At 61.1% G+C, this 19,026-nt stretch carries 19 protein-coding genes and 1 pseudogene; 5 read left to right on the top strand and 15 right to left on the bottom strand.

The genetic code is table 11. The annotated features are described in order from the left end of the window. Positions 1 to 128: 128 nt before the first annotated feature. The gene (locus tag C1M53_RS16710; RefSeq protein ID WP_207213010.1) at positions 129 to 1,943 is read left to right on the top strand and encodes a M2 family metallopeptidase; all 1,815 of its coding nucleotides are present in this window, start codon (positions 129 to 131) and stop codon (positions 1,941 to 1,943) included. Positions 1,944 to 2,359: 416 nt separating this feature from the next. Then, complete coding sequence (locus C1M53_RS16705; RefSeq protein ID WP_129413254.1) at positions 2,360 to 2,665, top strand: DUF982 domain-containing protein; 306 nt, start codon at positions 2,360 to 2,362, stop codon at positions 2,663 to 2,665. 77 nt (positions 2,666 to 2,742) lie between these two features. On the opposite strand, the gene C1M53_RS16700 is transcribed toward C1M53_RS16705, so the two are convergent. From C1M53_RS16700 to gstA, 8 genes and pseudogenes are all read right to left on the bottom strand, one after another. Beyond that, a complete protein-coding gene (locus tag C1M53_RS16700; RefSeq protein WP_129413253.1) occupies positions 2,743 to 2,997 on the bottom strand; it encodes a GlsB/YeaQ/YmgE family stress response membrane protein in 255 nt (84 codons plus the stop codon). Positions 2,998 to 3,252: 255 nt separating this feature from the next. After that, complete coding sequence (locus tag C1M53_RS16695) at positions 3,253 to 3,504, bottom strand: hypothetical protein (protein ID WP_129413252.1); 252 nt, start codon at positions 3,502 to 3,504, stop codon at positions 3,253 to 3,255. A 97-nt stretch (positions 3,505 to 3,601) separates the two neighbouring features. Further along, a complete protein-coding gene (locus C1M53_RS16690; RefSeq protein WP_129413251.1) occupies positions 3,602 to 4,222 on the bottom strand; it encodes a ribonuclease D in 621 nt (206 codons plus the stop codon). A gap of 11 nt (positions 4,223 to 4,233) precedes the next feature. After that, a complete protein-coding gene (locus tag C1M53_RS16685) occupies positions 4,234 to 5,619 on the bottom strand; it encodes a M20/M25/M40 family metallo-hydrolase (protein ID WP_129413250.1) in 1,386 nt (461 codons plus the stop codon). A 92-nt stretch (positions 5,620 to 5,711) separates the two neighbouring features. Further along, a pseudogene (locus C1M53_RS16680) lies at positions 5,712 to 6,521 on the bottom strand (lipid kinase); the annotation flags it as partial. 427 nt (positions 6,522 to 6,948) lie between these two features. After that, positions 6,949 to 7,170 carry a 4-oxalocrotonate tautomerase family protein gene (locus C1M53_RS16675; RefSeq protein ID WP_129413249.1) on the bottom strand — a complete coding sequence of 74 codons (222 nt, stop codon included), beginning with the start codon at positions 7,168 to 7,170 and terminating at the stop codon, positions 6,949 to 6,951. 15 nt (positions 7,171 to 7,185) lie between these two features. Next, positions 7,186 to 7,581, bottom strand: coding sequence for a nuclear transport factor 2 family protein (locus C1M53_RS16670; protein WP_129413248.1), 396 nt, complete (start codon positions 7,579 to 7,581; stop codon positions 7,186 to 7,188). Continuing rightward, positions 7,578 to 8,192 (bottom strand): glutathione transferase GstA, encoded by a 615-nt coding sequence (gene gstA, locus C1M53_RS16665; protein ID WP_129413247.1) that lies wholly within the window; start codon positions 8,190 to 8,192, stop codon positions 7,578 to 7,580. The genes C1M53_RS16670 and gstA overlap by 4 nt, the downstream gene beginning before the upstream one ends. A gap of 119 nt (positions 8,193 to 8,311) precedes the next feature. Here gstA and C1M53_RS16660 point away from each other — a divergent pair, with 119 nt between their 5' ends. The 3 genes from C1M53_RS16660 (at position 8,312) to C1M53_RS16650 (ending at position 12,277) form a co-directional block, all read left to right on the top strand. Beyond that, a complete protein-coding gene (locus tag C1M53_RS16660; protein WP_129413246.1) occupies positions 8,312 to 8,698 on the top strand; it encodes a helix-turn-helix domain-containing protein in 387 nt (128 codons plus the stop codon). A 99-nt stretch (positions 8,699 to 8,797) separates the two neighbouring features. After that, positions 8,798 to 11,758, top strand: a complete 2,961-nt coding sequence (gene polA, locus C1M53_RS16655) for a DNA polymerase I (RefSeq protein ID WP_129413245.1) — start codon at positions 8,798 to 8,800, stop codon at positions 11,756 to 11,758. A gap of 207 nt (positions 11,759 to 11,965) precedes the next feature. Further along, positions 11,966 to 12,277, top strand: coding sequence for a hypothetical protein (locus C1M53_RS16650; protein ID WP_129413244.1), 312 nt, complete (start codon positions 11,966 to 11,968; stop codon positions 12,275 to 12,277). A 16-nt stretch (positions 12,278 to 12,293) separates the two neighbouring features. Here C1M53_RS16650 and C1M53_RS16645 read toward each other — a convergent pair whose 3' ends face one another. From C1M53_RS16645 to C1M53_RS16615, 7 genes are all read right to left on the bottom strand, one after another. Then, complete coding sequence (locus tag C1M53_RS16645; RefSeq protein ID WP_129413243.1) at positions 12,294 to 12,719, bottom strand: Fur family transcriptional regulator; 426 nt, start codon at positions 12,717 to 12,719, stop codon at positions 12,294 to 12,296. A gap of 165 nt (positions 12,720 to 12,884) precedes the next feature. Beyond that, a complete protein-coding gene (gene mgrA / locus C1M53_RS16640; protein WP_129413242.1) occupies positions 12,885 to 13,931 on the bottom strand; it encodes an L-glyceraldehyde 3-phosphate reductase in 1,047 nt (348 codons plus the stop codon). A 168-nt stretch (positions 13,932 to 14,099) separates the two neighbouring features. Continuing rightward, positions 14,100 to 15,239, bottom strand: coding sequence for a Gfo/Idh/MocA family oxidoreductase (locus C1M53_RS16635; RefSeq protein ID WP_129413241.1), 1,140 nt, complete (start codon positions 15,237 to 15,239; stop codon positions 14,100 to 14,102). A gap of 28 nt (positions 15,240 to 15,267) precedes the next feature. Next, positions 15,268 to 16,014, bottom strand: a complete 747-nt coding sequence (locus tag C1M53_RS16630) for a sugar phosphate isomerase/epimerase (RefSeq protein ID WP_129413240.1) — start codon at positions 16,012 to 16,014, stop codon at positions 15,268 to 15,270. Positions 16,015 to 16,056: 42 nt separating this feature from the next. After that, a complete protein-coding gene (locus tag C1M53_RS16625; protein WP_129413239.1) occupies positions 16,057 to 17,151 on the bottom strand; it encodes an ABC transporter ATP-binding protein in 1,095 nt (364 codons plus the stop codon). A 2-nt stretch (positions 17,152 to 17,153) separates the two neighbouring features. After that, positions 17,154 to 18,053, bottom strand: coding sequence for a carbohydrate ABC transporter permease (locus tag C1M53_RS16620; protein WP_165358167.1), 900 nt, complete (start codon positions 18,051 to 18,053; stop codon positions 17,154 to 17,156). A gap of 2 nt (positions 18,054 to 18,055) precedes the next feature. Further along, positions 18,056 to 18,946 (bottom strand): sugar ABC transporter permease, encoded by an 891-nt coding sequence (locus C1M53_RS16615; RefSeq protein WP_129413237.1) that lies wholly within the window; start codon positions 18,944 to 18,946, stop codon positions 18,056 to 18,058. Positions 18,947 to 19,026: the final 80 nt, after the last annotated feature.

The following is a 19,026-nucleotide window of genomic DNA, read 5'->3' as shown; positions in this document are numbered from 1 at the left end:
TCTGTGCAAGCGACCAGCGCACAGATAAGCGGACCCTTGATCCACGAAATACGGCGCATCCACCCTTGACCCTGTCCTGACTTGCCGTAGCTTCGGCTCCGGCGGGCCGGGACGTGGAGGACATGTCTATGAGATGCACCCTTCTTGCGACCGCGACAGCGGTCAGTCTGCTCTTGCAAGCCCCAGCTTTTGCCCAGTCGACCAGCCCTACAGTCGAGGACACAGAAAAATTCCTCAAGAATGCCGAGGCCGCGCTGAATACGGAATCGGTTCGGGTCAACCGGATCCAGTGGGTGAACAGCACGTTCCTCACCGAAGACACCGACGCGCTCGCGGCCGAAGCCGGCGCCCGCCAGACCGAGCTTTCGGTTCGTCTCGCCTTGGAAGCCGCTAAATTCGACAAGGTCGAAGGCCTCAGCGACGAGGTCAAACGCAAGCTCAATATCCTGAAAGGCGGCATCGTGCTGCCGGCGCCAACGACGGCAGGCGCCGCTGACCAGCTGAACAACATCTCGACCAGGCTGCAGTCGGCCTATGGCAAGGGCGAAGGCACGCTGCGGGGCAAGCCGATCAACGGCTCCGACATCGAAGAGCAGATGTCGCTCAATCGCAATCCCGAAGAGCTCAAGGAGATGTGGACCAGCTGGCACGACAAGGTCGGCGCCCCGATGCGTGCCGACTATCAGCGGCTGGTCGAGATATCCAATGCCGGAGCCAGGGAGCTCGGCTACCCGAATGTCGGCGCGATGTGGCGCTCGCAATACGACATGCCCGCCGATGAGGTCGCCAAGTTGACCGACAGGATCTGGTCGGACACGAAGCCGCTCTATGACGACCTGCACTGCTATGTGCGCGGCAAGCTGAACGAAAAATACGGCGATGCCGTGCAACCCCGGACAGGTCCGATCCGTGCCGATCTGCTCGGCAACATGTGGGCGCAGGAATGGACTGGCATCTACGACATCGTTGCGCCCGCGGGCGCTGGCGATATCGGCTACGACCCGACCGAACTGCTGAAATCAGCCGGCTACGACGACAGGAAGATGGTCGAAACCGGCGAGGCCTTCTTCACCTCGCTCGGTTTCGACAAATTGCCCGACACATTCTGGAAACGGTCGATGTTCGTGAAGCCGGCCGACCGCGACGTCGTATGCCACGCCTCGGCATGGGACATCGATAACCAGGACGACGTACGCATCAAGATGTGCATCAAGGTCAACGGGCAGGACTTCGTGACCGTCCACCACGAACTTGGCCACAATTTCTACCAGCGCGCTTACAAGGCGCAGGACTTCCTGCATATGAATGGCGCGAACGACGGCTTCCACGAAGCGGTCGGCGACACCATCGCACTGTCTATCACGCCTGAATATCTCGTTCAGATCGGCCTGCTGCCGAAGGACAAGGTTCCGAGCAGCGACAAGGACATCGGCCTGCTGCTGCGCCAGGCCATGGACAAGATCGCCTTCATGCCGTTTGGCTTGCTGGTCGACAAATGGCGCTGGGGTGTTTTCGACGGCTCGGTGAAGCCGGAAGGCTACAATGCAGCCTGGAACGACCTGCGTCTGAAGTATCAAGGCATCCAGCCGCCGGTCGAGCGCGGCGAAGCATCATTTGATCCTGGCGCGAAGTACCACATTCCCGCCACCACCCCTTACCTGCGTTATTTCCTCGCCAATGTGCTGCAGTTCCAGTTCTACCGGGCTGCCTGCGAGCAGAGCGGCTGGAAAGGCCCGCTGCATCGCTGCTCGTTCTACAACAACAAGGAAGTCGGCAGGAAATTCAACGCAATGCTGGAAATGGGCGCTTCGAAAGCCTGGCCTGATGCGCTGGAAGCCTTCACCGGCCAACGCGAAATTTCAGGCGATGCGATCATCGCTTATTTCGCGCCGCTGCAAGCGTGGCTGAAGGAACAGAACCGGGGCAAGAGCTGCGGCTGGTAGACTGGAAACGAGAGCGGCGGGCTGCGTCGTCACCGGGTTCGCGGGCTGGAGCTATGTTTGGCTCTGCTCAGGGTCGGCACGCATCTTTGCACCTCGGCGCTCAAACGCCTTTTCTTCGTCAATTACTCTTCAAAAACAGACTGCGTCACTCTTTCGTGATTGTTCGCGGCGGAACTTTGCCGGGAGCGGATCGTTGATGGGCACTTCCTGAGGAGTTTTCGTCCACTTGAAGTCAGGCATGTCCCTCCATGTCCTGTAAACGGCTCGCTGCAACACCCCCTGCAGCGAGCCGTTCAATTTGCAAACCTCTCCTAAGATCAATTTTTGAATCCGACGATCAATCCTGCGTGCACGGCCTGTTCGCCGTGCCAACAAAGGAGTAGTGTCAGCCTGCTCCAATGTCTGGGAGGTAGCCAATGAACCGCCTGCAATTTGTCGTGCCGGTGCGGCTTTCGCGTGGACCAGGCCATCCGATCAAAGAAATCGAAGGCGTTGCCGAAGCGATCGCATTCTTACGTGAATGGCCTGCAGGGCGTCGCGGCCCCGTTTTCAACTGTGCCATGAATTGCTGCCTCGCCGCCGATGGCGGCCAGATCAGCACCGATGATGCGCGCCGCTCTTTTGCCGGCTTCATCCGCATCAGCGGCATGCTCGTCGATGAGAGGATTGGCCACTACGTGGTCGATCACAGCCATGAAAGGCCGATGCGCAGAAGCGCCTGAGAACATGACCATTTCTGAAAACCATTCCCAGGAACATGCCTGGGAATGGAGAGCCTGTTGTTCCGCCGTAGCGGCGCTCAGGCCTGTTTTACCAACCTGATCAGCACCAGAAGAATGATCGCGCCGATTGCCGCGTGAATGATCGAGGCGATGATGCCCGAACCCAGGCTGATGCCCAGTGTCGGGAACAGCCAGCCTGCAATGAAGGCACCGACGATACCGACGACGATGTTACCGACAAGGCCGAAGCCGAAGCCCTTGACGATCAGGCCGGCAAGCCAGCCGGCGACCGCGCCGATGATGAGGAAGACAATCAGACTTTCGACACCCATGGCAGTCCCTCTCGAACATGGGCCAAGACCAGGCGAAGCTGCGAATCAGGCCCCGGTTGCAATGCAGGGACGATAGTTCAACCGCGCAAGAAAAGCCAAGCACACGCTTTGGAGTATTCCTGCAGGGTGCGAAGCGGTTTGCGTCTGGAATTGCGCACCGACAGCGAGTCGACATCAGGAAGCGGAAACACCCCAAGTCTTTGTCCCTAAGCAATTCCGGACGGAAAACCGCTACGCACTTTTCCTGGAATTGCTCTAGGCGTCGTCGTCCTCGTCGTCGGAGGCCGGGCGCCAGCTTGTCGGCTCTATCTTCTTCTGGGTGTGGCCGTCGATCGCCGCCCACCAGCCGATATCGCCGGGATTGACGTCGCCACCGAGGGCCTTGAGGCGCTCGGCGGAGCGGTATTGCGCGATGGATTCATTCAGCACCCCATCGCCGTCCGTCCAGTAGACGGTCACCTTGGACCCGTCCTTCGGCGCGGTGTCGATCGGTTGTCTTGCAGCCATGGTTCCAGCCTCTCTCTTCCGAAAACCGGTTCCCACTTTTTGCTGCGCTGACCTTCGGTTCGGGATCACGCTCCATCGGCCGAGGTCAGCGCGGCGCTCAACTGTGGGCGAAAATATCCTCTTCGTCCCAGCCCATGAGATCGAGTTTGGCACGGGTCGGCAGGAAGCGGAAGCAGGCGTCGGCTTCCTTGGTCCTGCCGTCTCGCTGCAATCGGCCGGCCAGGACATCGCGCAGCCGGTGCAGGTAAAGCACGTCGGACGCAGCATATTCGAGCTGCTCCGGCGAAAGCGTCTCGGCCGCCCAGTCGGAAGACTGTTGCTGCTTCGACAGGCTGACCCCAAGCAATTCCTGGCAGATATCCTTGAGCCCATGCCGGTCGGTGTAGGTACGCACCAGCCGCGACGCGATCTTGGTGCAGAACACCGGTTCCGGCATCACACCGAAAGCATTGTAGAGCACGGCGAGATCAAAACGCCCGAAATGGAACAGCTTGGTGACCTTGCGGTTCTTCAGCAGGCTGACCAGGTTCGGCGCCTTCTTCTGACCAGGCGCGATCTGGATGACGTCGGCCGTACCGTCGCCGGGTGAAATCTGCACCACGCAAAGACGGTCGCGATGCGGGTTGAGACCCAGTGTCTCGGTGTCGATAGCAACAGCATCGACATCGTAGTGGCTGAGATCGGGCAGATCGTTCTGGTGGAAACGAATGGTGCTCATGGCCGGTGCTCTCAACGGGTCAACGCATCGAGGATACGCGCCCACGAGCGCTGTCCTTTATGGAAAGAGCTCAGATCGTACTTCTCGTTCGGCGAATGGATACGATCATCCGAGAGGCCGTAGCCGACCAGCAGCGATTCCATGCCGAGGAAATTCTGGAAGTCACCGACGATCGGGATCGACCCCCCCATGGCAATCATCACCGCCGGCTTCGGCCATTCGTCCGACAACGCATTCTTGGCCTTGGTCAGGAACGGCGAGTCATAGGAAAGCTGGATCGCCGGCGAGCCGCCATGCGGGTGAAATTCGACAGAACAGTCAGCCGGCAGGCGGTCCTCGACGAATTTGCGGAAGGCGGCCCGGATCTTGTCCGGGTCCTGCTTGTGCACGAGGCGGAAGGAGACTTTCGCCGAGGCTTCCGCCGCGATCACCGTCTTGAAGCCCTTGCCGGTATAGCCGCCGATGATGCCGTTGAACTCGGCGGTCGGACGCGCCCAGACCAGTTCCAGCACCGAACGGCCCTTTTCGCCGGAAGGAACCGAAAGACCGATCGGGCCAAGGAAGGTCTCTGCCGTCTCGCCCAGTGCTTCCCACGACTTCAACACCTGCGATGGCGTCTCTTCGACGCCGTCGTAGAAGCCCGGAATGGTCACCCGGCCGGTTTCGTCATGGATATCGGCCAGGATCCTGGCCAGGATACGGATCGGGTTGGCAGCGGCACCGCCGAATTCGCCTGAATGCAGGTCGCGGTTGGCAGCCTTGATGGTGATCTCCTCGCCGACGAGACCACGCAGCGCGGTCGAAATCGCAGGGGTCTCGCGATCCCACATGCCGGTGTCGCAGACCAGGGCGAAATCCGCCTTCAGTTCCTTGGCATTGGCGTCGAGGAACGGCTTCAGCGATGGCGAGCCGCTCTCTTCTTCACCCTCGAACAGGATGGTGATGCGGCAGGGCAGCACACCATGTTCTGCCTTCCAGGCGCGGCAGGCTTCGACGAAGGTCATCAACTGGCCCTTGTCGTCTGCCGAACCTCGGCCGGTGATGACTTTGCGACCTGGCTCGATTTCCTTCATCGCCGGCGCGAAGGGGTCATCGTGCCAGAGATTGAGCGGATCGACCGGCTGCACGTCATAATGGCCATAGAACAGCACGTGCGGCGCATTTGCCGGACCTTCGTGATGGGCGACCACCATGGGATGACCGGGCGTGTCCCGCACCGAAGCGTCAAAACCGATCGACTTCAGATCTGCGACGAGCCATTCGGCCGCCTTGCGGCAGTCGGCCGAAAAGGCCGGATCCGTCGAGATCGACTTGATCTTCAAAAGATCGAACAGGCGATCGAGGCTCTGGTCGAGGTTCTTGTCGAGGCGGTCGAGGACGGGGTTGAGAACGGTCATTGCGGGCCTTTTGATCTGAAAGGGCGATTCCGCGGCGACCCTAATGGAAGCGTTGTCCAAAGAAAACCACAGCTGGTCGATTGGCTCTATCGTCAGTCGTCGGTGCCCGGCGGCGCATAGACGGCAATCGCCTCCGGATGCACGAGGAAGGACGCTGGCGTTGACGTCACGATCTCGCCATCGGTGTTAACCGGTTGCGGCGTTTTGGTGGTCACATCGAACTGCACGCATCGTGCCGTGCGAACCTCGTTCCAGGCGCCGTGCGTGCCGGAGCGGAAGGACCGCAGCATCAACGCAAGCTTCCAGACATTGCTCATCTCGAGGCTATAGAGGTCGAGGAAGCCGTCATCGATCGCAGCACTTGCCTCGACGACATTACCGCCGCCGTAGTGGCGGCCGTTGCCGACGGCGATCTGGAAGGTCTTGACCCGCACCGTGTCGCCCTTCTCACGGATCCACGCGGTAAAGGGCCTTGCCTTGAACAGGACGCGCGAAGCGGCAATCGCATAACCGAGGCGGCCCCACCGGCGCTTGATCTCGGGCCTCAGGCCTTGCGCAAGTTGTGTCGAGAGTCCGATGCTGGCGACGTTGAAAAAAGCGTGTCCGTTCACCGAACCGAGATCGATGCGCCGTTCGTAGCCGCCCACAATGATGTCGACCGCCTGCATGATGTCCATCGGCAGGCCAAGTGTGCGGGCGAGGTCGTTGGCCGTGCCCATCGGCAGGATGCCCATAGGAAGTCCGCTTTCCATCACGGCCATGGCGCCGGAGGAAACGGTGCCGTCACCACCACTGATGATGATGCAGTCGGCCTGCTCGCGCAGCCGGGTGATGTCGCGGGCAAGCTCCGGCAAAGCCGAGAACGGCTCGACCGTGACGTCAGTCCGCCGTCGCGCAGTCTCTTGAGGATTCCGTCGAGCGGCATGTCGCCACGCCGGGCTTTCTGATTGATGAGCAGCAACGCACGCCGCTTCCGCGTTTTCGGCGTTTTCCGGCTCGCCGTCTTTTCCTGCGTCTCGGTGATGGTCCTGCTCCCAAAAAAGTGCCGCCGTGGTGGAGGGGGAACCACGGCGGCGCTACTCGAAACAATGCGGCAGCCCGGAGAGGGGGAAAGGCTGCCGCAGATGTCCGGCATAGGCGGGGGACGGGCCTTGTTCCGGACTTTCGGCGAAAACTGCCGATGACCCTTATTTGTGGAGGCGAACATGGCGATTCAAGGGCACAAACATTACACTTTCGTAACATGCCCGTGAGCGGCCGTTTCAGGTCGGAACAATAGCTGTCGTCCTTTGCTGACGACGATGGCGTCACCGCCGATGCCAAGGCGTTTCAGCCTTCTATCGAATGGCCTGCGATCTTTTTTCGGTACTGCTCGACCGGAAGACCGCCGATGCCCCAATGCTCCATCTCGACCTCGTCTATGACGACGACGGTGGTGGCTGGATTCTTGTCCAGCACGTCGACCAGGAAATCCGTGACACCCTTGATCAGCGCGGCTTTCTGCTCCTTCGTCGCGCCTTCGCGGGTGATCTTGATGTTGACATAGGGCATGGCGCTGTCCTCGCTTCAGGAAGATTTCAGGTCGAAATGAAAGACCTTGGAGATGATCTGCCAACGACCTTCGACATGGATAAGGGTCAACAGGTCGGTGAACAATTTCGGACCGATCGCACAGTGGAGCCGCACGAACGCGGTGACCGGACCGGCGAACTCGATAGATACGATACGATCGGCGCGAGGCTCGGCGCGGCTGGCCGGCGATGGCCGCTTGTCGACGATCGGAAAATACTCCTGCATCGTCAGATGCAGGAGCTTGCCTTCCGTCGCGCAGGCGTAGATCGCCTGCGGATGGAAGATGCGGCGAAGCCTTGCCGTATCGCTGAAATAGAGCCCGTCGAAATAATCGGCGAGCGCATCAGCAACGTCGGCATAGGCAGTGGCGTGGGAAACCTCGGCGCTCATGCCGCTTTTCCCCGCCCTTCGGCGACCAGTGCTGCCTGAACCGTCGGACGCCGGGCGACACGTTCCACGAAGTCGGCAATGCGAGGCCATTTGGCGAGGTCGATGCCGGTCGGGTGCGTCCAGCTGACGATGGTGAACAGATAGGCATCCGCGACCGAGAAGCTCTCACCCATCAGGAAGTCGCGTCCGTCAGCAAAGACCTGCTCCAGAAGGTCCAGCCGGCTGCCGATCTTTGCCCGCGCGGCCTCTTTCGCCTCTTCCGAAGCACCCTGGAACAACGGGCCGAAGGACTTGTGCAGTTCGGCCGAGATGAAGTTCAGATGTTCGACAAGCCGTGTACGCTCCAGGGTTCCCGGTTGCGGTGCCAGATGGCGCGCGCCGGCGGCGTCGGCCAGATGCTGCACGATCGCGACACCTTCGGTCAGCACCTCGCCACTTTCCAGCTTCAGCGCCGGCACGTAGCCCTTGGGATTGATCGCCCGGAAGTCGTCGCCGCTCTCGGTGACCTTGGCGCGGATATCGACCTTCTCGAGCTCGAAATCGTGGCCAAGTTCGCGCAGCACGATATGCGGGGACAGCGAACAAGTGCCGGGAGAATAATAAAGTTTCATGAAGGGTCCTCTTTCAGGAATGAACGTCCAAACGGCTAGCAAATGCAGTAACCTATGGATACCATGTAACTTGAGGTGATCGACTGAATCGGGTATCTCTGCGGTAACTGGAAAAGACGATGCTCAAGGTCCGCAAGAACAAGGCCGCTGCGCCGCCCTATTCCTGCCCGCTCAGCGAATGCATGTCGCTGCTGGGTGGCGCATGGACGCCCAACATCATCTGGTGTCTCAGCGCGGAGCCGCGCCGTTTCGGTGAACTGAGGGCCGACATCCCTGCCGTTTCTGCCAAGGTTCTGACATCCAGGCTGCGCGATCTGGAAGAGAAAGGCGTGTTGTGGCGGCGTGTGATGCCGACGTCACCACCTTCGGTGGAGTATGGGCTGACGGATCTCGGCGCCGAATTCATGCCGGCCATCCAGGCCATCATAGAGATCGGCCACAAGTTCAAGAATCGCAAAGCCGCCAAGGCGACTGGCGAGTCCGAACAGGCTGTGCTGACTGCCTGAACAGCCGCTTGCCGAAAGCTGTTCGAAGAATGTCAGGAGACGGCGGCACAGCGGCCTAAACCATGGACAGCCGCCTGTTGCCGGGCTACCCGTATCGCCATGAAAAAAGGCGATCATCTCTTCCTTGTCGACGGTTCCGGCTACATCTTCCGGGCCTATCACGCGCTGCCACCGCTGAACCGCAAGTCGGACGGCCTGCCCACCAACGCAGTGCTCGGCTTCTGCAACATGGTGTGGAAGCTGATGCAAGATGCGCGCAACACCAATGTCGGCATCACACCCACGCATTTCGCCGTCATCTTCGACTATTCGTCCAAGACCTTCCGCAACGAACTCTACGCGGAATACAAGGCCAACCGATCGGCCCCGCCGGAAGACCTGATCCCACAGTTCGGCCTCATCCGCGAAGCCACCCGTGCCTTCGACCTGCCTTGCATCGAGATGGAGGGTTTCGAAGCCGACGACCTTATTGCCACCTACGCGCGCCTGGCCCGCGAGGCCGGCGCCGACGCCACCATCATCTCCTCCGACAAGGACCTGATGCAGCTCGTCGGCCCCGCCGTCGGCATGTATGACCCGATGAAGGACAGGCAGATCGGCATTCCCGAGGTAATCGAGAAATGGGGTGTGCCGCCGGAAAAGATGATCGACCTGCAGGCGCTCACCGGCGACTCGGTCGACAATGTGCCGGGCGTTCCCGGCATCGGCCCGAAGACGGCGGCGCAGCTTCTGGAACAGTTCGGCGATCTTGACACGCTGCTTGTCCGCGCCGGCGAGATCAAGCAGGAGAAGCGTCGCCAGTCGATCATCGACAATGCCGACAAGGCCCGCATCTCGCGCGATCTGGTGACGCTGAAAAACGATGTCCCGGTGGTCGAGGGCCTTGACGAGCTGGTGCTGCAGCCGCCGAACGGTCCCCGGCTGATCGGCTTCCTGAAGGCGATGGAGTTCACCACGCTGACGCGGCGTGTCGCCGAGGCTACCGATACGGATGTCGCTGCCATCGATGCGGCAGTGCTGACGGTCGAGACGGGCGACAGCGCACATGGGCCGGACGTCGGCGCCGGCGCGCCCGCCGTTGCGCGCGGGCAGACCCAGCCAGCGGTGGAGCCGGCGGCGACGGCACCGGTCGATCCCAATCGGGGCAATGTCGAAGGCACCGTGGCTGGCCTCGTCGCGACCCGCATCCAGCAAGCCGCCGTGGCGAAATTCGATCCCGCGGCCTACGCCTGCATTCGCGACGTGGCCACCCTGCAATCCTGGGTCGCGGAAGCAAGGGAGGCTGGTGCAGTCGCTTTCCGCGCGGAGACGACCTCGCTCGATCCGATGCAGGCGGAGCTCGTGGGCTTCTCGCTGGCGACGCGGCCAGGCCGTGCGGCCTATGTGCCGCTCACGCACCGAAATGCAGAAGACGATCTGCTCGGCGGCGGCATGGCCCCTGAGCAGATATCCTTCGAGGAAGCACGTGCGGCGATCGCGCCTTTGCTGGCCGATCCGTCGGTGCTCAAGATCGGCCACAATGTGAAATACGACTGGCTGGTGCTGCGCAGGCATGGCCTGCTGCTCCAGCCTTATGACGACGCCATGCTTTTGTCCTATGTGCTCGACGGTGGCACGGCAGGTGGTCACGACATCGCTTCGCTGGCCGACAAGTGGCTCGGTCGCACCATGACGCCCTACAAGGACATCGTCGGCTCCGGCAAGAAGCTGGTGACCTTCGCTTTCGTCGAGATCGACCGCGCAACGTCGTATTCCGCCGAAGGCGCCGATGTGGCGTTCCGGTTGTGGCAGGTGCTGAAGCCGCAGCTCGCGGCCAAGCGTGTCGCATCGGTCTATGAACGACTGGAGCGGCCACTGGTCGAGACGCTGGCAAAAATGGAGGAGCGCGGCATCTCCGTCGACCGGCAGATGCTGTCGCGGCTGTCGGGAGACTTCGCACAGCGTGCCGCAGCGCTCGAGGACGAAATCTACCAGGTCGCCGGCGAGCGTTTCACCATCGGTTCGCCCAAGCAGCTTGGCGATATCCTGTTCGACCAGATGAAACTGCCTGGTGGCACCAAGACGAAGTCGGGCCAGTGGTCCACGACAGCGCAGGTGCTGGAAGAACTGGCAGCGGAAGGCTACGAGCTGCCGCGCAAGATCGTCGACTGGCGCCAGGTCACCAAGCTGAAATCGACCTATACGGACGCATTGCCGGAGTATGTGAACCCGTCGACCAAGCGCGTGCACACATCCTACGCGCTCGCTGCCACGACGACCGGACGCCTGTCATCGTCCGAGCCGAACCTGCAGAACATTCCGATCCGCACGGCCGAAGGGCGCAAGATCCGCACCGCCTTCATCGCCGACAAGGGCAACAAGCTGATCTCGGCCGATTACAGTCAGATCGAACTGCGTGTGCTCGCCCATGTCGCCGACATCCCGCAGCTGAAGCTGGCCTTCGCCAATGGCGACGACATCCACGCCGCCACGGCTTCGGAAATGTTCAACACGCCGGTCGAAGGCATGCCGCGCGAGATCCGCAACCGCGCCAAGGCGATCAATTTCGGCATCATCTACGGCATTTCGGCCTTTGGTCTGGCCAACCAGCTGTCGATCCCGCGCGAGGAAGCCTCCGACTACATCAGGAAGTATTTCGAGCGGTTCCCCGGCATCCGCGACTACATCGAATCCACCAAGGCATCCGCGCGCGAACTTGGCTATGTCGAGACCATCTTCGGCCGCCGCATCCATTACCCGGAGATCCGTTCGTCGAACCCTTCCATCCGTGCCTTCAACGAACGCGCGTCGACCAACGCCCGCCTGCAGGGCACGGCCGCCGACATCATTCGCCGTGCCATGATCCGCGTCGATCAGGCGCTGGAAGATGCCGGGCTCTCGGCCCGCATGCTGCTGCAGGTGCACGATGAACTGATCTTCGAAACCGTCGAGAGCGAGGTCGAAGCGACCATTCCGATTGTGCGCGAAGTCATGGAGAATGCGGCCATGCCGGCGGTTTCGCTGTCCGTGCCGCTGCAGGTCGACGCGCGTGCCGCCAACAACTGGGACGAGGCGCATTGACGTTTGATCGAGGCAGGAAGAACTCGCCTCCGGCGGCCTTGAACAGCTCCGGAACCTGCCATGGCCGTGGCAATCAATCACGGTAATCAATATTGTATTCACCAAGAGTGATTGTAGCGCACCACGGCACACACTCTTAACTAGAAATTATTCCACCATTTGGTAGAAGGCCCAACCTATTTCAAGCATGAAATGATTTGGGTGGTCATGACGAGGCGCTTCGAAATTGTCCTTGGTCACGCATTCTTCGGCCTGGGCTTCGGCTTCCTGGCTGTTGCCTTGTGGTCAGCGCTGACACCAACGCCACCGTCGGGTCAAAGCCTCGCCAGCCTGGTCATACTGGTTACGTTCGGCATGGCTGCAGCAGGTGTCGTGATGGGTGTGGTCAACGCACGCAACGTATCGGCGCACCATCCTGCCAGGGCACGCTATGGCACCAGAAGAACCTTCCTTTACGCCCTGGGGCCGATACTGATCACAGCGCTTGTCACGCTCATCATCAGTTTCCCGCCACAATAGATCGAGTCACGATCTGCTAGGCGGTAGCCTCCGCCCGGCACTTGGCACAGGTGCCGCGGAATTCGATCACCGCCTTCTTGGCGACGAAACCAGTGGAACCGACCCATTCGCCGAGCCTATCGCCGATCTTCTCATCGCATAACTCGGTGACCTGACCGCAATTGTCGCAGATGGCAAAAGCAGTCATGCCATGGCTATGGCCGTGGGCATGACCATGATCGTGCGGGTCCGAGCAGGCGACGAAGGCATTCAGGCTTTCCAGCCGATGCACGTAACCTTCCTTCATCAGCGTATCGAGTGCGCGATAGACCTGCAGCGGCGCGCGGAAACCGCGTTCACGCAACTGGTCGAGCAGCGTGTAGGCGCTGAGTGGCGCGTTGGCCACTTCCAGTTTCTCCAGCACGCTCTGCTGGTTCTTGGTCAGCACGTTCCTTGCCGTCATGATTCTGCTTTCGATACTTGCGCAACTCGCGCGCTCATCAGACTGCCCGCCACAGGCCGACCAGCCGCCTGCCCCAGAAATAAGCATGAATCGATGGTTTTGCCATTGTCTTGTGACGTGACGGTCCGGAGAGTGTCCGGATCGTCACGTCGCCAGGCGCCAGCTCTACTTGCGTGTCGGTCCGGTTCTCTCGGCCGAGGCAGCCCAGAGATTGATATTGGCCTCGCGCGCATAGCCGTCGATCTCGGCAAGCTCCGCGTCGCTGAAGTCGAGGTTCTTGAGCGCGCCGACACAATCCTCGACCTGTTCCGGCCGGCTGGCGCCGATCAGGGCCGAGGTGACGCGGCCGCCACGCAGCACCCAGGCCAGCGCCATCTGCGCCAGCGTCTGGCCACGCTTCCTGGCAATGCCGTTGAGGGCCTGGATGTTGGCCAGTGTCTGCTCGTTGAGGAAGGATTCACGCAGCGACTTGCCCTGCGTGGCGCGACTGCCCTGCGGCACGCCGTTCAGATACTTGTCGGTGAGCATGCCTTGCGCCAGCGGCGAGAACACGATGGAGCCGACGCCGAGGCCGTCCAGCGTGTCGAGCAGACCATCATCCTCGACCCAGCGGTTCAGCATGGAATAGCTCGGCTGGTGGATGACACACGGCGTGCCGAGCTGCCTGAGGATGTCGGCCGCCTCGCGCGTGCGCTGTGAATTGTAGGACGAGATGCCGGCGTAAAGAGCCTTGCCCGAACGCACGGCATGATCCAGCGCACCCATCGTTTCTTCCAGTGGCGTATCGGGATCGAAGCGGTGTGAATAGAAGATGTCGACATAGTCGAGCCCCATACGCTTCAGGCTCTGGTCGAGACTGGCGAGCAGATATTTGCGGCTGCCCCACTCGCCATACGGTCCCGGCCACATGTCGTATCCGGCCTTGCTCGAGATGATCATCTCGTCGCGATAACCGGCGAAGTCGCTGCGCAGTATCTCGCCGAAGGCAATCTCCGCAGATCCGGGCGGCGGGCCGTAGTTGTTGGCCAGATCGAAATGCGTGATGCCGAGGTCGAACGCCTTGTGGCAAATGGCACGTTTGACCCTGTGCGGGGTGTCTTCGCCAAAATTGTGCCAGAGCCCGAGCGAGATGGCCGGCAGCTTCAGGCCAGAACGGCCGCAGCGGTTGTAGATCATCGACTGATAACGGTCGGCGGCGGGAGCGTAAGGCATGGTGTTTCCTTGGAAAGGGTGTTCCGCAAATGAATGCGTCCTTCGAAGCGAAGCTCGAAGGACGCATCTATAGAGCAATTCCAGGAAAAGTGTGCAGCGGTTTTCCGTCCGGAATTGCGTCAACGCAAGAGATGAAACGGTGCAGACAAACCGGTGATCGATGACGGCTTACTTTTTCACCAGCAGCGCCTTTGCCTCCTTGACGCCCAGCGCAGCGGGTCGCTCGCAACTTGTCTGCAGGGAGACGAATTTGCCGGTTTCGGCCGATTTCAGCAGGCTGGTCATCACTTCCACCGCATGCAGCGCCAACTCCATCGAGCAGCGGTGCGGGCGCCCTTCCATGATCGCCAGCGCCATGTCGGCAAGACCAGCCGTGCGATAGTTGGCCATCATGCCCTGGGAGTGCTTTTCATTGGGCACGCCGAACGGATGCGGCCATTTCGGCAACCCCTTTGCCGGCTTGCTTTCCCTGGTGTAGGCGACGTCGCCACCGAAAAAATTCGGATCCGGCACATAGAGCGTGCCCTTTTCACCGTAGAGTTCCATCGGCGCGTGACCATGCGCCCATACGTCCCAGCTGGTGTTCAATGTCACCACCGCGCCATTGGCGAATTCGAGCAGGCCATGGATGGTGGTTGGCGTGTTGACCGGGATCTTCTCGCCGGCGCGCGGCTTCGAGGAGATGACGCGCTCCTTGGCGGGGATCGAGGCGAAAGCCGCGACCCGCTTCACCGGTCCGACCAGCTGGATCAGGTTGGTGACGTAGTAGGGCCCGATGTCGAGGACGGGACCGGCGCCGGGCTGGAAGAAGAAGTCCGGGTTCGGATGCCAGTGCTCCATGCCATGGCTCATCACCGTGCAGGTACCGCCGGTGATCGCGCCGACCTTGCCCTCATCGATGAGGTTGCGTGCCAGCTGATGTGCGCCACCAAGGAAGGTATCGGGTGCCGAGCCTATGCGCAGGGCCTTCTTCTCGGCGCGCTTGCGCAGATCGAGCCCTTCCTGCAGCGACAGCACGAACGGTTTTTCCGAATAGACGTGCTTGCCGGCGTCGAGCACCCGCTTCGAGACATCGTAATGGACGGCGGGGATGGTGAGGTTGACGATGATGTCGATATCGTCGGCCTTCAGCAGATCGTCCACCGTTTCGGCGCGCAACTTGAACTCTTTCGCCCGCGCCCTCGCCGCTTCCATGTTGATGTCGGCGCAGGCTCGCATTTCGATGCCCCGAAACAGCGGCGCCAGCCTGAAATAGGCCGCCGAAATATTGCCGGCGCCGATGACGCCGATCCCGAGCTTCCTTGCCATCGTCGTTCTCCTAAAACGTCTTTGTCCGTCAAAAAGTCTGGGCAGCCTCGATCGACCGGCGCGCGAAGCGCTCGATGTCGTTCGGGTTGTCCTGTTCCATGATGAAGTATCTGGCGCTGCTGCGCTCACGCAGCACCTTGGTCAACTTGGACCAGTCGATGGTGCCGTGACCGACATCCGACCAGCCGTCTTCGTCCAGACCCTGGCCGGGCTTGGCTATATCCTTGACATGGGCGGCAACGATGCGGCTGCCGTAACGCTCGATCCAGGGCACCGGATCGGCACCGCCGCGCACGACCCAGGCGACATCCATCTCCCAGCCGATATCCGGTGCGGACGACAGGATATGCTCCTGGGGGATCGAGCCGTCAGGCAGCGCCTTGAACTCGAAATCGTGGTTGTGCCAGGCAAAGCCGTAGCCTGCTTTTTTGGCAGTCTCGCCGACCTTGGCCAGCCGTTCACCGAAACCGCGCCATCCGGCCGCATCGGCAGGGCGTGCTTCGGCAACCAGATAGGGACAGACCAGCAGCTTGATGCCGAGTGCATCGGCAATCCTGCGCACGCCATCGAAATCGGTCTCCAGTGCCTCGATCGAAAAATGCCCGGTCGGCATGGCGAGCTTGTTCTTGTCGAGTTCCGCACGGAAAGCTTTCGGATCGTCGTAGACACCGCCATAACCCTCGACCTGCGCATAGCCGAGGCTGCCCAGCAATTTCAGCACCTTGTCCCAGGGCAGGAAATTGCGGGCGCTGTAGAGTTGAAATGACCAGTCCATTCTATCTGTCCATCTGCTTGGGGGATATCGTTGGGGTGGTTGTCACAGCCGGTTGCCGTCTTCGCCGAACAGCGAGGCGCGCAACGGATCGAAGCCGATCTCGACCTGGCTGCCGGTTCCGGGCGCACGCTCGGAGGGCACTCGCACCGACAGGCTTTGTGCGCCGAGCCGCACCCAGACCAGAGTGTCGGACCCCATCGGCTCGACGACATCGACGGTGGCCTTCGCGGAGAACGGCCAGCCGGAACCCGAATTGAGACCGATATGTTCGGGTCTGACCCCAAACACTGCCGGTCCCGCCAGAGGTTGCCCTTCGAAAGCATAGGTCGAGAGTGGGATATTCAGGTCGCCAGAGCTGAAGCGCCAGCCGCCATCGCTCGCCTCCAGCCTGCCGTCGACGAAATTCATGCCGGGCGAACCGATGAAACCGGCGACGAAACGATTGACCGGGCGATTGTAGATTGCCTGCGGCGCGTCCAGCTGCTGGATCACGCCACCGCGCATCACGGCGATGCGGTCGGCCAGCGTCATCGCTTCGATCTGGTCGTGGGTGACATAGATCATGGTGTTGGCGAGCCGCTGGTGCAGCCGCTTGATCTCGACGCGCAGTTCAGAACGCAGCTTGGCGTCCAGATTGGACAAGGGTTCGTCGAACAGGAAGACATCGACGTCGCGGACCAGAGCCCGGCCGATCGCCACGCGCTGGCGCTGGCCACCGGAAAGTGCTGCCGGCTTGCGCTGCAGCAGCGGCTCGATCTGCAGGATTTCGGCCGCGCGGGAAATGCGCTTGTCGATCTCGTCCTTTGGCGTTCCCGCCACCTTGAGACCAAACGACAGGTTCTTCTCCACGCTCATCTGCGGATAGAGCGCGTAGGACTGGAACACCATGCCTATGCCCCGGTCCTTCGGCTCCTCCCAGGTGACATTCTTGCCTTTGATGAAGATGCGGCCGTCGGAAATGTCGAGCAGGCCGGCAATGCAGTTGAGCAAGGTGGACTTGCCACAACCGGACGGCCCGAGCAGCACGATGAACTCGCCCTCGGCGATATCGAGGTTGAGTGACTGCAGCACCGAGACGGTACCGAAATTGAGCTTCAGATCCTGGATCGAGACGCTGGGACTGGCGATCATGTTCATGCTCACCCTTTCACCGCACCCGCGGCGATGCCGCGCACGAACAGTTTGCCGGAGATGAAATAGACGACGAGGGGCACGAGGCCGGTCAGCAGCGTGGCAGCCATGTTGACGTTGTATTCCTTCACGCCCTGCACCGAATTGACGATGTTGTTGAGCTGCACGGTCATCGGGTAGGTGTCGGGGCGCGTGTAGACGACGCCGAACAGGAAGTCGTTCCAGATGCCGGTGATCTGCAGGATGACGGCAACGACGAAGATCGGCACCGACATCGGCAGCATGATGCGCAGATAGATGCTCCAGAAGCCGGCCCCGTCGACACGCGCCGCCTTGAACAGTTCTTCCGGCAGTGATGCAAAATAGTTGCGGAACAGCAGCGTCAGGATCGGCATGCCGAAGATGGAATGCACGATGACCAGCCCGCTCAGGCTGCCATAGAGCCCGATTTCGCGCAGGATGATGACGATCGGGTAGAGCATCACCTGATAGGGAATGAAGGCGCCGACGATCAGGATGGTGAAGAACAGCTCCGAGCCCTTGAAACGCCAGTTGGCGAGCGCGTAACCATTCACCGACGCGATGGCAATCGACAGGATCACCGAAGGCACGGTGATGCGCACCGAATTCCAGAAGCCGCGCGAAAGCCCGTCGCAATTCAGCCCGGTACACGCCGTCGCCCAGGCCTTCACCCAAGGCTCGAAGGTGATTTCCAGCGGTGGCGAGAAGATGTTGCCAAGCCGGATTTCCGGCATGCCTTTCAGCGACGTTACCACCATCACATAGAGCGGCAGCAGGTAGTAGACGGCAACCACGAACAGCGTGCCGTAGATGAAGATGTTGCGCTTCGAGAAGGCGTGGCGTGGCTTCGGTCCACGCGGGCCCTCGATGGCCTGTGACATCGCCATCGTCAGCGCCTCCGCCCGAATTCGAGATAGGCCCAGGGCACGATGACGATGGCGACCGACAAAAGCATCATTGTCGAGGCCGCGAAACCCTGGCCGAGATTCTGTGCGAAGAACATATAGTCGTAGACGTATTTGGCCGGCACCTCGGATGCGATGCCCGGCCCGCCGCTGGTCTGCGCCACGACGAGATCATAGACCTTGACGATGCCGGCGGCGATGATGACCAGCGTGGTGACCAGCACCGGCCGCATCATCGGCAGAACGATGAAGAGATAGGTCCTCCATGCCGGGATGCCGTCTACCCGCGCCGCTTTCCAGATATCCTCGTCGATGCCGCGCAAGCCTGCCAGCATCAGGCACATCACGAAGCCGGTACCTTGCCAGAGCGCCGCGATCAACACGCCGTAGATGACGATGCTCGAAGTGTAGAGCGGATCGAAGGCGAAGCTTTCCCAGCCCAGCGAGCGCACCACGGCCTGCACCCCGAAATCCGGATTGAGCAGCCATTGCCAGACCACGCCGGTGACGACGAAGGAAAGCGCGAAGGGATAGAGGAAGATGGTGCGGAAGGTGTCCTCGAAGCGGATCTTCTGGTCGAGCAGCGCCGCCAGGACGAAGCCGATCACCAGGGAAAAGACCAGCGACAGGATGCCGTAGATCGCCAGGTTCTCGATCGACACCAGCCAGCGCGGCGTTGCCCACAGTCGCTCATACTGGTCGAGGCCAACGAATTTGAGCCGCGGCAGCAGACGCGAATTGGTGAAGGAGTAAAGCACGGTCCACAGCGTGCCGCCGACGAACACCACCAGCGCGGTGAGGATCATCGGCACCGAGGCGATCTTGGCATTGAGGTTGCGGAACAGCCGGCTTGGTCGCTTGGTCACAGTGCTCATGGAGGTGCCGTCCCAGGTCCTGGACCTCCGGGAACTCCGGCCCCGCCAAGCACTGGACGGAGCCGGAGCCCGGGAGGATC

Origin of the sequence: Mesorhizobium sp. Pch-S, assembly GCF_004136315.1 — a bacterium.
In the GTDB taxonomy this organism is placed as follows: Bacteria; Pseudomonadota; Alphaproteobacteria; order Rhizobiales; family Rhizobiaceae; genus Mesorhizobium.
The sequence above is the reverse complement of the archived record's forward strand: the minus strand, read 5'-3'. Positions and strand labels throughout refer to the sequence as shown.

What these genes read in the sequence shown, in the direction of transcription:
- C1M53_RS16710 (WP_207213010.1), top strand. Translation starts at nt 129, where the DNA reads ATGAGATGCACCCTTCTTGCGACCGCGACAGCGGTCAGTCTGCTCTTG.
- C1M53_RS16705 (WP_129413254.1), top strand. Translation starts at nt 2,360, where the DNA reads ATGAACCGCCTGCAATTTGTCGTGCCGGTGCGGCTTTCGCGTGGACCA.
- C1M53_RS16700 (WP_129413253.1), bottom strand. Translation starts at nt 2,997, where the DNA reads ATGGGTGTCGAAAGTCTGATTGTCTTCCTCATCATCGGCGCGGTCGCC.
- C1M53_RS16695 (WP_129413252.1), bottom strand. Translation starts at nt 3,504, where the DNA reads ATGGCTGCAAGACAACCGATCGACACCGCGCCGAAGGACGGGTCCAAG.
- C1M53_RS16690 (WP_129413251.1), bottom strand. Translation starts at nt 4,222, where the DNA reads ATGAGCACCATTCGTTTCCACCAGAACGATCTGCCCGATCTCAGCCAC.
- C1M53_RS16685 (WP_129413250.1), bottom strand. Translation starts at nt 5,619, where the DNA reads ATGACCGTTCTCAACCCCGTCCTCGACCGCCTCGACAAGAACCTCGAC.
- C1M53_RS16675 (WP_129413249.1), bottom strand. Translation starts at nt 7,170, where the DNA reads ATGCCCTATGTCAACATCAAGATCACCCGCGAAGGCGCGACGAAGGAG.
- C1M53_RS16670 (WP_129413248.1), bottom strand. Translation starts at nt 7,581, where the DNA reads ATGAGCGCCGAGGTTTCCCACGCCACTGCCTATGCCGACGTTGCTGAT.
- gstA (WP_129413247.1), bottom strand. Translation starts at nt 8,192, where the DNA reads ATGAAACTTTATTATTCTCCCGGCACTTGTTCGCTGTCCCCGCATATC.
- C1M53_RS16660 (WP_129413246.1), top strand. Translation starts at nt 8,312, where the DNA reads ATGCTCAAGGTCCGCAAGAACAAGGCCGCTGCGCCGCCCTATTCCTGC.
- polA (WP_129413245.1), top strand. Translation starts at nt 8,798, where the DNA reads ATGAAAAAAGGCGATCATCTCTTCCTTGTCGACGGTTCCGGCTACATC.
- C1M53_RS16650 (WP_129413244.1), top strand. Translation starts at nt 11,966, where the DNA reads ATGACGAGGCGCTTCGAAATTGTCCTTGGTCACGCATTCTTCGGCCTG.
- C1M53_RS16645 (WP_129413243.1), bottom strand. Translation starts at nt 12,719, where the DNA reads ATGACGGCAAGGAACGTGCTGACCAAGAACCAGCAGAGCGTGCTGGAG.
- mgrA (WP_129413242.1), bottom strand. Translation starts at nt 13,931, where the DNA reads ATGCCTTACGCTCCCGCCGCCGACCGTTATCAGTCGATGATCTACAAC.
- C1M53_RS16635 (WP_129413241.1), bottom strand. Translation starts at nt 15,239, where the DNA reads ATGGCAAGGAAGCTCGGGATCGGCGTCATCGGCGCCGGCAATATTTCG.
- C1M53_RS16630 (WP_129413240.1), bottom strand. Translation starts at nt 16,014, where the DNA reads ATGGACTGGTCATTTCAACTCTACAGCGCCCGCAATTTCCTGCCCTGG.
- C1M53_RS16625 (WP_129413239.1), bottom strand. Translation starts at nt 17,151, where the DNA reads ATGAACATGATCGCCAGTCCCAGCGTCTCGATCCAGGATCTGAAGCTC.
- C1M53_RS16620 (WP_165358167.1), bottom strand. Translation starts at nt 18,053, where the DNA reads ATGGCGATGTCACAGGCCATCGAGGGCCCGCGTGGACCGAAGCCACGC.
- C1M53_RS16615 (WP_129413237.1), bottom strand. Translation starts at nt 18,946, where the DNA reads ATGAGCACTGTGACCAAGCGACCAAGCCGGCTGTTCCGCAACCTCAAT.